Source organism: Polaromonas sp. (assembly GCF_039930745.1).
Lineage (GTDB): Bacteria > Pseudomonadota > Gammaproteobacteria > Burkholderiales > Burkholderiaceae_C > Polaromonas.
The window spans coordinates 21,612-32,961 of the sequence record NZ_JBDTTH010000045.1 but is presented as its reverse complement, the minus strand read 5'-3'; the positions used below and the strand labels follow the sequence as shown (position 1 = coordinate 32,961).

At 62.2% G+C, this 11,350-nt stretch carries 16 protein-coding genes; 10 read left to right on the top strand and 6 right to left on the bottom strand.

Annotation, left to right across the window (positions count from 1 at the left end):
* Positions 1-830 (top strand): cytochrome P450 (locus ABI660_RS14240; RefSeq protein ID WP_348069109.1); only part of this gene is annotated, 830 nt, incomplete at its 5' end.
* On the opposite strand, the gene ABI660_RS14235 is transcribed toward ABI660_RS14240, so the two are convergent.
* A complete protein-coding gene (locus ABI660_RS14235) occupies positions 793-1,200 on the bottom strand; it encodes a thioredoxin family protein (RefSeq protein ID WP_348069107.1) in 408 nt (135 codons plus the stop codon). The two genes, ABI660_RS14240 and ABI660_RS14235, sit on opposite strands and share 38 nt — an antisense overlap.
* Before the next feature lie 61 nt (positions 1,201-1,261).
* Between ABI660_RS14235 and ABI660_RS14230 the strand changes: the two genes are divergently transcribed.
* Both ABI660_RS14230 and ABI660_RS14225 read left to right on the top strand, forming a co-directional pair.
* Positions 1,262-1,603, top strand: coding sequence for a DUF962 domain-containing protein (locus ABI660_RS14230; protein ID WP_348069105.1), 342 nt, complete (start codon positions 1,262-1,264; stop codon positions 1,601-1,603).
* Positions 1,603-2,331: a ribonuclease activity regulator RraA gene (locus tag ABI660_RS14225; RefSeq protein ID WP_348069103.1), complete on the top strand. Its 729-nt coding sequence runs from the start codon at positions 1,603-1,605 to the stop codon at positions 2,329-2,331. Before ABI660_RS14230 ends, ABI660_RS14225 begins: the two co-directional genes overlap by 1 nt.
* A 24-nt stretch (positions 2,332-2,355) precedes the next feature.
* Here ABI660_RS14225 and ABI660_RS14220 read toward each other — a convergent pair whose 3' ends face one another.
* Positions 2,356-3,576 (bottom strand): YihY family inner membrane protein, encoded by a 1,221-nt coding sequence (locus ABI660_RS14220; protein ID WP_348069101.1) that lies wholly within the window; start codon positions 3,574-3,576, stop codon positions 2,356-2,358.
* Between the two features lie 33 nt (positions 3,577-3,609).
* Between ABI660_RS14220 and ABI660_RS14215 the strand changes: the two genes are divergently transcribed.
* Positions 3,610-3,984 (top strand): DUF2069 domain-containing protein, encoded by a 375-nt coding sequence (locus ABI660_RS14215; protein ID WP_348069099.1) that lies wholly within the window; start codon positions 3,610-3,612, stop codon positions 3,982-3,984.
* Between the two features lie 7 nt (positions 3,985-3,991).
* A complete protein-coding gene (locus ABI660_RS14210) occupies positions 3,992-5,404 on the top strand; it encodes an FAD-binding oxidoreductase (protein WP_348069097.1) in 1,413 nt (470 codons plus the stop codon).
* A gap of 134 nt (positions 5,405-5,538) precedes the next feature.
* On the opposite strand, the gene ABI660_RS14205 is transcribed toward ABI660_RS14210, so the two are convergent.
* The 3 genes from ABI660_RS14205 to ABI660_RS14195 all read right to left on the bottom strand — a co-directional run bounded on the left by ABI660_RS14205 (position 5,539) and on the right by ABI660_RS14195 (position 7,271).
* On the bottom strand, positions 5,539-6,270 hold the full coding sequence (locus ABI660_RS14205; RefSeq protein ID WP_348069095.1) for a hypothetical protein: 732 nt from the start codon (positions 6,268-6,270) through the stop codon (positions 5,539-5,541).
* 90 nt (positions 6,271-6,360) lie between these two features.
* Positions 6,361-6,828, bottom strand: a complete 468-nt coding sequence (locus tag ABI660_RS14200) for a GNAT family N-acetyltransferase (RefSeq protein WP_348069093.1) — start codon at positions 6,826-6,828, stop codon at positions 6,361-6,363.
* A 35-nt stretch (positions 6,829-6,863) separates the two neighbouring features.
* Positions 6,864-7,271, bottom strand: coding sequence for a DUF1801 domain-containing protein (locus tag ABI660_RS14195; RefSeq protein WP_348069091.1), 408 nt, complete (start codon positions 7,269-7,271; stop codon positions 6,864-6,866).
* Between the two features lie 288 nt (positions 7,272-7,559).
* Between ABI660_RS14195 and ABI660_RS14190 the strand changes: the two genes are divergently transcribed.
* From ABI660_RS14190 to xth, 5 genes are all read left to right on the top strand, one after another.
* Positions 7,560-8,387 (top strand): thymidylate synthase, encoded by an 828-nt coding sequence (locus tag ABI660_RS14190; protein ID WP_348069089.1) that lies wholly within the window; start codon positions 7,560-7,562, stop codon positions 8,385-8,387.
* Positions 8,388-8,499: 112 nt separating this feature from the next.
* A complete protein-coding gene (gene fosX / locus ABI660_RS14185; RefSeq protein WP_348069087.1) occupies positions 8,500-8,904 on the top strand; it encodes a FosX/FosE/FosI family fosfomycin resistance hydrolase in 405 nt (134 codons plus the stop codon).
* The gene (locus ABI660_RS14180) at positions 8,901-9,413 is read left to right on the top strand and encodes a dihydrofolate reductase (RefSeq protein ID WP_348069085.1); all 513 of its coding nucleotides are present in this window, start codon (positions 8,901-8,903) and stop codon (positions 9,411-9,413) included. The genes fosX and ABI660_RS14180 overlap by 4 nt, the downstream gene beginning before the upstream one ends.
* Before the next feature lies 1 nt (position 9,414).
* A complete protein-coding gene (locus ABI660_RS14175; RefSeq protein WP_348069083.1) occupies positions 9,415-10,002 on the top strand; it encodes a DUF4337 domain-containing protein in 588 nt (195 codons plus the stop codon).
* A 43-nt stretch (positions 10,003-10,045) separates the two neighbouring features.
* Positions 10,046-10,837: an exodeoxyribonuclease III gene (xth, locus tag ABI660_RS14170; RefSeq protein ID WP_348069081.1), complete on the top strand. Its 792-nt coding sequence runs from the start codon at positions 10,046-10,048 to the stop codon at positions 10,835-10,837.
* A gap of 41 nt (positions 10,838-10,878) precedes the next feature.
* On the opposite strand, the gene ABI660_RS14165 is transcribed toward xth, so the two are convergent.
* On the bottom strand, positions 10,879-11,142 hold the full coding sequence (locus tag ABI660_RS14165) for an HNH endonuclease signature motif containing protein (protein ID WP_348069079.1): 264 nt from the start codon (positions 11,140-11,142) through the stop codon (positions 10,879-10,881).
* Positions 11,143-11,350 lie beyond the last annotated feature (208 nt).

Here is an 11,350-nt window from a genome sequence, read left to right as displayed (position 1 = left end):
ACTTTGCTTCGGCCATTCCGGTGGAGATCATCGGCAATCTGCTGGGCGTGCCGCATGCCGACCGGGGTCCGCTGCGCGAGTGGTCGCTGGCCATCCTTGGCGCGCTGGAACCCAAACTCACGCCGGAGCAGGAGGCGCTGGGCAACCGCAGCGTCAGCGAGTTCACGGCCTACCTTCGGACCCTGGTCGCCGAACGGCGCCGACACCCGGGCGACCCGGAGCACGACGTGCTGACGCGGCTGATCCAGGGTGAGGACGCAGGTCAGTCGCTGAGCGAAACCGAGCTGCTGCAGAACTGCGTGTTCATCCTCAACGCCGGCCACGAAACCACCACGAACCTGATCGGCAATGCGCTGGTGGCGCTGCAGGAGTGGCCAGCGGCGAAGCAATATTTGCTATCAAAAGTGAAGCTGTCCGCGCCCGGCCAACAAGGGCCAGAAGCCGATTTGACTGTCGAAATTGACGAATTCCTGCGTTTTGAGTCGTCCAACCAGCTCAGTAACCGGCGCGCGCTCAAGGCCTGCACCGTCGGCGGCGTGGACTTGCCCGCAGGTGCGCTGCTGACCTTGTGCATAGGTGCAGCCAACCGCGACCCGGCGCAGTTTGCCCACCCCGAACAGCTGGACCTGGCGCGCCTGGGAAACCGCCACCTGGCTTTCGGCTTCGGCATTCACCAGTGCGCAGGCCTGAGCCTGGCGCGGCTGGAGGGCCGCATCGCCGTCGGGCGTTTTTTGCAGCGCTTTCCGGACTACCGGCTCACGGCCGTACCCACACGCGGCGGTCGCGCCCGTTTCAGGGGATTTTTGAAGGCGCCGTTTGCATTGAACTGACCTGCCGGTGCAGCGCCTGCACCAGGGTCGCCATGGCCGCATCGGCCACAGGGACGGCAGTTGCATCGGCCTCCAGCGAACCCAGCAGCCGCGCCAGCGTGTCGGCGTGCGGCAGCAGCGGGCCGGCAAAGCGCAGCGCGGCACCATCGGCAATCAGCAGGGTGGGAAAAGTTTCGATGTCGAGGTCACCCACCAGGGCGGCCTGGTCTTCAATGTCCAGCCAGAGAAAGGGCATGTCCGGGTACTCCGCCGCCAACTGGTCGAACACCGGGCGGTAATCCCGGCAGGTGCCGCACCAGTCGGCGCACAGGCAGGCCACCCAGCGCCGGGCTGCAGGTTTCGGGGTCCGAGACAGGGGCGCATCAGGCATGATGCAATTGTGCGGCAGCGTGGCTATGATGGCTTGCACAAGGACTTCCGGAGACATCCCCATGGACAGCACCACACCTGCCGCGGCGCCTGCAGCAGACGCCAAAGCCTTCAAGAGCTTCGCCGAGTTTTACCCCTTTTACCTGGCGGAGCACAGCAACCGCACCTGCCGCCGCCTGCATTTCGCAGGCTCCAGCCTGGCGCTGCTGTGCCTAGCCGCGCTGGCAGCCACGGGCAACCCCTGGTGGTTGCTGGCGGGCCTGCTCTGCGGTTATGGCTTTGCCTGGGTTGGCCATTTCGTTTTTGAGAAGAACAAACCCGCTTCGTTCAAGCGGCCGCTGTACAGCTTCATGGGCGATTGGGCCATGTACAAGGACATCTGGACAGGCAAGGTCAAGATCTGATGAACAACAGCGCCGTTCCCATGGAGCTCGAGCCCCGGGTCATCGACATTCTTTCCGGCATCACGACCGCCACACTGACCACGCTGCTGCTCAAAAAAGGCCTGCGCAACGTCTGGCTGCGCGGCGCGCGGCCGCTGCGTGCCGGCCAGCCGCGGTTGATCGGCCGTGCTTTCACCCTGCGTTTTGTGCCGGCGCGCGAAGACCTGGCAACGCCCGAGTCCTGGTCGTCGCCGATCTCGACACGCGCTGCCATTGAAGACATGCCCGCGGGCTGCATCGCGGTGGTCGATGCCATGGGTGTCAGCGATGCCGGGATTTTTGGCGACATCCTGTGCGCACGTATGCAAAAGCGCGGTGTGACGGCCCTGGTAACGGACGGCGTGGTGCGCGACCAAGCGGGCGTGCTGGGCACCGGCCTGCCGGTCTGGTGCAACGGCGCGGCCGCTCCACCCTCGGTGGCGGGCCTGACTTTTGTGGCCTGGCAGCAGCCGATTGCCTGCGGCGGCGTGGCGGTGTTCCCCGGCGACGTGGTGGTGGCCGATGACGACGGCGCGGTGCTGATTCCCGCCGCCCTGCTCGACGAGATGCTGCTGCTGGCGCCCGAACAGGAACGGCTGGAATCCTGGATCATGAGCGAGGTTGGCAAGGGTGCCGCTTTGCCGGGCTTGTACCCGCCGAACGCCGAGAACAGGGCGCGTTACGAAGCCGCTAAAAAAGCCGGCCAGTAGCTCACGGGGCGTGTTGCTACGCTATCATTTTAATAACACGTCACGCAGATGCAGCGTGAAGAAACGGCCGTTTTCCCATAAACTTTTCATGGAAACGTCCTGGCTGAGCAGGAGTTGCGCCATCAGCGGCTCCAACGCCGTGGCGTCGGGGTCGGCCAGCAGCAGGTAACGCGCTTCGTGTTCATCGTCCGGGTCGGTCAGCTGGCCTATCCAGTCCAGCGCCATCAGCGTTTCCAGCACGGGTTCGAGCTGCAACACATCCACCTGCAGCGCCCGCGCCAGCTCCGAGCCTTCCAGGCCTATGCGCGTGGTGCTGCGCGCCCGGTGCAATTGCTGCAGCAGTTCCACGGCCAGCTGGAACTGCCAGCCGTGCGCACTACCGCGGCGCGCCACGCCGGCCAGCAGGCTGGGCAGGTAGGCCGCAATCACCGCACCCAGCAGCACGATGACCCAGGCCACGTATATCCAGACCAGCAGAATGGGCAGGGTGGCAAAAGCGCCGTACACCAGCGAATAGGTCGGCACGCTGCTCAGGTACAGCGTCAACACCTTCTTGGCGAGCTCGATGCCGGCCGCAACGAACAGGCCACCGACCCAGGCATGGGCCCAGCGCACAAAGGTGTTGGGCACGTAACGGTAGAGCGCGGCCATGCCGCCGGCCAGCAGGAAGAACTGCAACACGTCCAGCAGCACACGCAGCACGCCGGGCATGGCGCTGACCGCCCCGCGAGACCCGGAGAAAACATAGGATGTCACCGCCAGGCTGGCGCCCAGCACCAGGGGGCCCAACGTGATGGCCGCCCAATAGATCAGCACACGCTGCGCCAGCGGCCGCGGCTTTTTTACGCGCCAGATACCGTTAAGCGTGCGGTCTATGGTCAGGATCAGCGCAATGGCCGTGCCCAGCAACACCGCCAGGCCAACCACGCCAAGCTTGTTGGCCTGCCTGGCGAACTGCGTCAGGTAGCCGAGCACCTGGCGCGAGATGTTGTCCGGAATCAGGCTGTTGACCAGCCACACCTGCAGCGCGCCCTGCAGCTTGGAGAACATCGGAAAAGCCGTGAAGATGGCCAGCGCGACCGTGAAAAAAGGCACCAGCGCGATGCTGGTGGTGAAGGTCAAACTACTGGCCGTCAAGCCCATGTGGTCTTCGCGGAAACGCTGGCGCAAGGTGATGGCGGTATCGCGCCAGGGAAAGCGCGACAAATCCGCCAGCAACTGCTGCAGGGACTGCTGGAATTTCATCCCCGGTATCATGCCATCGACACCAACATGAACATGACCTTTCACAAAACAACGCAGATTGATGCCACCCGCTGGCTCGCCGTGGGCAGCCTGGGCGCCCTGATCATTCTCGGCCTGGCCTGGGAGATGTGGCTCGCACCGCTGCGTCCGGGCGGCTCGCTGCTGGCGCTGAAAGTGCTGCCGCTGTGTTTGCCGCTGGCCGGCCTGCTGAAAAACCGCATGTACACCTACCGCTGGCTCAGCCTGATGGTCTGGCTGTATTTCACCGAAGGCGCCGTTCGCGCCTGGAGTGACAAGCCGCCCGGCAACTACCTGGCCATGGCGGAAGTCGTGCTGTGCCTGCTGCTTTTTGCCGCCTGCGCCTTGCATGTGCGCATCCGCCTGAAAAAAGTCCAACCCGCTGCCTGACATTCCCATGGAAAAAATTCTTGATGATCTGCGCCAGATTGTTGGCGCGCCCCATGTCCTGTTCGAAGGCGACCTTTCGGCCTGGGAGCTGGACTGGCGCAAACGCGCGCGCGGCAAGGCGCTGGCCGTGGTGCGCCCCGGCAACACCGCCGAGGTGGCGGCCGTGGTGAAAGCCTGCGCGGCCGCCGGCGTCCCCATGGTGCCGCAGGGCGGCAACACCGGCTTGGTCGGCGGCTCGACGCCCGACGACTCGGGCCGCCAGGTGGTGCTGAGCCTGCAACGCATGAACGCCGTGCGTGCACTCGACATGCCCAACCTGACCATGACCGTCGAGGCGGGCTGCATCTTGCAGACTCTGCAGGAAACCGCCGAACACGCCGGGCTGCTGTTCCCGCTGAGCCTGGCGGCAGAAGGCAGCTGCACCATAGGCGGCAACCTGGGCAGCAATGCCGGCGGCACGCAGGTCGTGCGTTACGGCAATGCGCGCGATTTATGCCTGGGCCTGGAGGTGGTGACGGCGCGCGGCGAAGTCTGGGAAGGCCTGTCGGGCCTGCGCAAGGACAACACCGGTTACGACCTGCGCGACCTCTTCATCGGCAGCGAAGGCACGCTGGGCATCATCACCGCCGCCACCATGAAGCTCTACCCCATGCCCGCAGCGCAGCTGACCGCCTGGGCTGCTGTGCCGTCCATGGACGACGCGGTCACCCTGCTCGGGCTGGCGCACAGCCACCTGGGCGCGGGCCTGACGGGCTTTGAAGTCATGGGCCAGTTTGCGCTGAGCCTGGTTGCCAGGCACTTCCCCAAGCAGCGCGTGCCTTTCTTCGAGGAAAGCGCCTTTTGCGTGCTGCTCGAAAACTCCGACCATGAGTCGGAAACCCATGCGCGCGAGCAGTTCGAACGCCTGCTGGAGATTGCGATGGAAGAAGGCTGCGTGACCGACGCCGTGGTGGCGGAGAACCTGCAGCAGGCGCACCAGCTCTGGCATGTGCGCGAAAGCATTCCGCTGGCGCAGGCCGAGGAAGGCCTCAATATCAAGCACGACATTTCCGTACCGGTCTCGCTGATTCCCGAGTTCGTGCGCGTCACCGACAAACTGCTGGCCAAGGCGATTCCGGGCGTGCGCCTCGTCAATTTCGGCCACCTCGGCGACGGCAATCTGCACTACAACGTCCAAGCGCCCGCAGAGGGCGACGCGGCCGCCTTTTTGCGCGAGCAGGAAGACAAGGTCAATGCGCTGGTCTACGACTCGGTGCAGTCCTTTGGCGGTTCGATCTCGGCCGAACACGGCGTCGGCAGCCTCAAAGTGGGCAAACTGGAGCAGCACAAATCGCCGGTGGCGCTGGACTTGATGCGCGCCATCAAGGGCGCACTGGACCCGGAAAACCTGATGAACCCGGGGCGGGTGCTGCGGATGTAGCTTTCGCACCTGGGACGGCTCACTTGCGGCCCAGGTCCGAATTCCGCGGATTTTTGCCAGATCAAGGCCCGATGCCAGCGAGCATATGGATGCTCAACACCCATGACCACCCGCGCACCGCATGAGCCGGGCTGTCAGGTTTCATCCCTGATCGTGGCCTGATATTCGGTCCACGACGCACATGATGAGTAAGGTTGGCGGCTGGGACCAGACCAGCGGAAGTACAAAGCCATCCCGCCAGGCGCGCTGAAAGGCTTGTGGCAGACAAGCGTATCGACGGAGACGAGGTTGTCGCAAAAGGCAGCGTTCTGCGCCCCAAATTGCCGGGCAATCGCGTCGGCCAAGTCGTCACCAAGCGCGGCGCCGGCAATCAGATCCTGAAAAGGATGGAGCCGGAACTGCGCCTCGAAAAATTCTTCGCTCAGCCGTTCTTCGTACCATTCAAAGGGGTCGGCGGCGTCGCTGCTCGTGTTGAATCCCGAGATCAGAACCTCACCACTCTCCGACACTTCAGCAAGAATCGCCCCTGCGCTGTCATAGATGTTCAGCTGAAACGCGGATGCCGGGAGCCGGCGGCAGAGCTCGGCAAGACGCATCCGTGGAGCCCCGGCCGCGCGTTCTGCCAGAAACTCAGGGGGCGCCGTCTGGATGACAGTCCATGACGGAGCCCCGGGGAAGATCGCAGCGCCCCACAGGTCGTTGTGCAGGGCACGTTCGTACTGCATCGGCTCGACGAGGGCCCTCTCCCGCTGCGCAGGAGAAGATATTCGCTCCATTCCTTCGGCACGGCAGACAGCCTCCAGCGCATCGGCCACCACGCTCACGTCTGCATGATGGATGTAAGTCGTATTCACCCAGTAACCCATAGGCCCTCCTGAAACTGGTATTGAAACGGTACGGCACGTCAAAACGGCAGCAAGCGGCATTCTCCCGTGCCGTCCGGGTTGCGCAACCGGTCAGGCAGCGCCTCCCAGCCATTTTTCAAGGCAGAGCCCGTCCGCAATTCCGCTGTACATCGCCGTCTTGATGACGCGCTCATGGTAGCCATGCTCGTTGTAGAAGCTTCGGGCGGCATCATTGTCCTTTCTGGCCTCCACGCGGATGCGTCTGGCACCAGCTGATCGCGCCGCAGCCTCAAGCCAAAGAAGTATTGCGCTGCCAACGCCGCTGCGCTGCCCGCTGTTGCGGACAGCTAGCAGCAACAGGTGTGCATCGTCTTCGGCATGGAACATGATCCCGAATGCGGCGATGGCACCCTGTTCGCCAACAACAACGGTATTGGTGTTGGGGTCCCTGATCGTCCGGGTCACCCGATCAACAGTCCAGCGCCAGGGCAAGCCCTGTTCGATGTAGTCACGGGACATGTACGCGATGTCCGCCGCATCGGCGACAGTGGCCAGGCGAATTGCGACGTCAGCGATCATCGTGGCTCCTGACGCCGACGGCAAGAGGCACGAGGTCAGGCCGCATTCCTGCTTCCAGGGGAAACGACACTCACAGGGTTTCCTTCAGCCATGTTGAGTGCAATGGCTTTCTCCACCAGTTTGACTACCGTCTCCCGTTCCAGCGGCGTTTCCTCAACGATTTGCAGTGTCGCCATTTCGTACTTGCCGCCAGGGTTCAACCGTGACTCGATGTCCCGCAGCCGCTGACCCCGCCAAAACCCAAAGAGCACGCGACTCTCTTCGGCCCGTATCAGCAACACCGGCCCATTCGAAAAGTACACGAGGTGCCCCCATTTGACGGACTCCGCAAGTTGGGCCGCATCGACAACGGCGGCGCGCAGCGCTTCAACGTAGCGGCGCTGCCAGCCGCCAAGCGAGGCAACGTACGCATCGGGAGTCTCTGCGGGCGCTGATTTCTTCATAGGAGGTTTCCTGGGAACGTTCCTGTGTTGCGCGGCCTGACGTGATTCAGGTGAATCAGATGATTCAGGCCGGAAAAACCTGGGCTTTTAACCTGGCGGCGGCGGTTTAACTTGAACATGAAATCTCCCGCCGTCCTCTGTCAAGCGGGTTCCAGGTAAATATACTGCGCGCGAGCCCCAAAAAACCCGACTAACCCGGAGCAAATGCTGCGGGCATAATTAAAACCTTTACCGCGCCCTTGCCGCATCCGCATTATTTTCTCCGGTTCAAGCTGACTGGTTTTCCCCATGACCCATCCCACCCGCTCCCAATACGAAGATTTCATGCGCCATGTGGACACCCATGGCGTCTTCAAGGCAGACCGCACCGGCACCGGCACCAAAAGCGTGTTCGGCTACCAGATGCGTTTTGACCTCAACGAAGGCTTCCCGCTGGTGACCTCCAAGAAGGTTCACCTCAAATCCATCGTGCATGAGTTGCTGTGGTTTCTGCAGGGCTCGAGCGACAACAACTGGCTCAAGCAACGCGGCATCACCATCTGGGACGAATGGGCGCGCGAAGACGGCGACCTCGGTCCGGTCTATGGTGTGCAGTGGCGCAGCTGGCCCACGCCGGACGGCGGCCACATCGACCAGATCGCCGATGTCATCAAGACACTAAAGACCAACCCCGATTCGCGCCGCATCATCGTCAGCGCCTGGAATGTGGCCGACCTGTCCAAAATGGCACTGATGCCTTGCCATGCCTTCTTCCAGTTCTACGTAGCGCCTGGCGAAAACGGCCAGCGCGGCAAGCTCAGTTGCCAGCTCTACCAGCGCAGCGCAGACATCTTCCTCGGCGTGCCCTTCAACATCGCCAGCTACGCGCTGCTAACGCACATGGTGGCGCAGCAATGCGACCTGGACGTCGGTGATTTCATCTGGACTGGCGGCGACTGCCACATCTACAGCAACCACGCCGAGCAGGTCGCGCTCCAACTCAGCCGACAACCCTTCCCATACCCGACACTGAAAATCAAGCGCAAGCCGGATTCGATTTTTGACTATGACTTCGAGGACTTCGAGTTTGTGGATTACCAGCACCATGCGGCGATCAAGGCGCCGGTGGCGGTATGAAGGCGCCTGGCGAGGGGCCCCGCAACGCGGGGATCGACACGCCGGAATGCCGTTGGGAGCCGATATCACGACCGGTTGCTAACTACCTGAATCGAGAGGCGACGGTGTAGTCATGGCCATTGAAGGCGTCAGCCACATCACCTTCATCGTGCGTGACCTTGACCGCATGGCGCTGTTTCTGTGCGAAGGACTAGGGGCGAAAGAGGTTTACGACAGCAAGGCTAGAAATTTTTCGCTGTCGCGGGAGAAGTTTTTCATGCTCGGCGACACCTGGCTGGCAGCCATGGAAGGCGAGCCACCGGCCGAGCGCAGCTACCGGCACCTGGCATTGAGGGTGGAAGCAGGCGAGTTGCCCGGTTTTGAAGCCCGGCTGCGCGCGATAGGAGCGGAAGTTCGTCCGGCCAGGCCGCGTGTACCCGGCGAGGGCGAGTCGCTCTATTTCTACGATTTCGACAACCATCTGTTTGAGCTGCATACAGGCACACTCGACGAACGGCTCAGGCATTACAGTTCATGACATTCCCTCGCATCAACCTCATCTACGCTCGCGCCGCCAACGGTGTCATCGGCAAGGACGGCACCATGCCTTGGCATTTGCCGGAAGACATGGCGCACTTCAAACAACTCACGCACGGGTTCCCGGTCATCATGGGCCGCAAAACCTGGGACTCGCTGCCACCCCGATTTCGCCCTTTGCCCGGCCGTGCCAATATCGTCATCACGCGACAGCTCGACTGGCAGGCTGAAGGCGCGCAGCGCGCCACCAGCCTTGAGCAAGCCGTGCACCTGGCCGGGGCAGCGCCCGAAGTGTGGGTGATTGGCGGCGCGCAAATCTACGCGCAGGCTGAACCTCTGGCCAGCCGCGCCGAGGTCACCGAAATTGCGCAAGACTTTTCAGGTGACGCCTTTGCGCCCATACTCAGTCAGCAATGGACAGAAACCGCAAGAAGTGATCACACCTCTTCGGGGGGACTGAAGTTCAGCTTCATCACTTACAACAAACACAAGAAACACGGAGATACTTGATATGTCGGGAGCAGGATTTCATGTACACGGGCCGCACGATCACGAGCTGGAACACGCCGCGCAGGGCGGACACGGCGACAACGGCGGCGGCATGATTGCACAGATCGCCGTCATCACGGCCATCATCGCCACCGTCGGCGCGCTTTTTTCCTACATGGGCGGCGCAACGCAGGCCAATGCAGGCCTGTATAAAAACAACGCAGCGATCAAGAAGACCGAGGCTTCCAATCAATGGAATTACTTTCAGTCCAAAAGCACAAAGCAGTCGCTGGCCGAATTTGCACGCGACCTGGCGCCTGAAGACAAGAAGAGCAGCTACCAAAGAAAAATTGACCGCTACGAAACAGAGAAAAACGAGATCAAGACAGTCGCCGAGAAACTCGAATCCGAGGCGGCGGTCTGGGACAAGTCGTCGGACGAACAAATGCACCTGCATCACCGCTGGGCGCAAGCGACCACCGTGCTGCAGGTATCGATCGCCCTGGCGGCGATTGCCCTGCTGACACGCAAGAAGTGGCTGGAGTACGGCATGTTCGCGCTGGCGAGCCTGGGGCTGCTGATAGGCGCCCTGGCCATGCTACATATTTGATAGCTACTCGCGCTCGTAATCAAATGGCTGGAACACCAAATTCATGAAAATTGCCACCTGGAATGTCAACTCGCTGGCCGTGCGCCTGCCGCAGGTGCTGGACTGGCTTGCCGCCAACCCTGTCGATGCACTGTGCCTGCAGGAGCTCAAGCTCAGCGACGACAAGTTTCCGCTGGAGGCACTAGCCGCCGCCGGCTACCAGAGCGCTGTCTTTGGCCAGAAGACCTACAACGGTGTTGCCATTCTGAGCCGCACACCGGCACGAAATATTGTCAAGAACATCGTGGGTTTTACCGACGAGCAGTCGCGCGTGATCGCCGCCACGCTGGACACACCGCAGGGTGAGCTGCGGCTGGTCAACGGTTACTTTGTCAACGGACAGGCACCGGGCACGGACAAGTTTGCCTACAAGATGAAGTGGCTCGACGGCCTGCGCAACTGGCTGCGCGATGAACTGGCGGCGCAGCCCAGGCTGGTGCTGGTCGGCGATTTCAACATCACCTTTGACGATCGCGACACCTACGATGCCGAAGGTCTGCGCGAGACCATCCACCACACCACCGAAGAGCGCGAGCACCTGAAGGCGCTGCTGGAGCTGGGACTGCACGATGCATTTCGCCTGTTCGAGCAACCCGAAAAAAGCTACTCGTGGTGGGACTACCGCGAGCTCGCCTTCCGCCGCAACCGCGGCCTGCGCATTGACTACATCCTGGTCAGCGATGCGCTCAAACCAGCGCTGCAAAGCTGCGTGATCGACAGGCTGCCGCGTAAAAACGAGCGCCCCAGCGACCATGTACCAGTGGTGGCCGATCTCGCATTGCTATCAGTAACATAGCTATCTAATCCCGCCCAACAAGGGCCGGAGGCCAATTTCATTCATAAACGACGGGCAACCTGCCCTGGTGACTCGGCCGACTCGGCAATCACACTTTTGGCGTGGCGCTGGCTGTTGCAGATCTCGTGGCTGATCGCCAGGTTCTCCGCATGGCTGTTGCCACCTTCGCTCAGTGGCCGGATGTGCTCCAACGTGGCAGCCGCCGGCAACACGTGTTCGCCACAGACCCAGCAGGGCACCTTGCCATGGAGTTGGCGGGCCACGGTTTTGTATATCTTGTCGCGGGTCAGGGATAAGCGGCTCATGACTGGACTTTACCCTCCGCAATCCAGCGGTAGCGGAGGTTTTCTCTTTTCAAGCAGGGGCCGCGGATCTGGCTTTGCCAGTCCGCAGGCGCAGCGGCTCCCTCGGGGCTGATGCCTGCGGCTCCGAACCTGCTCGAGCAAGTTTTGGACAGCCGTGAGAAGCGACGCCTCTGGCGAACGGCGGCCTGCAAGGTGCAGCGACCCACAC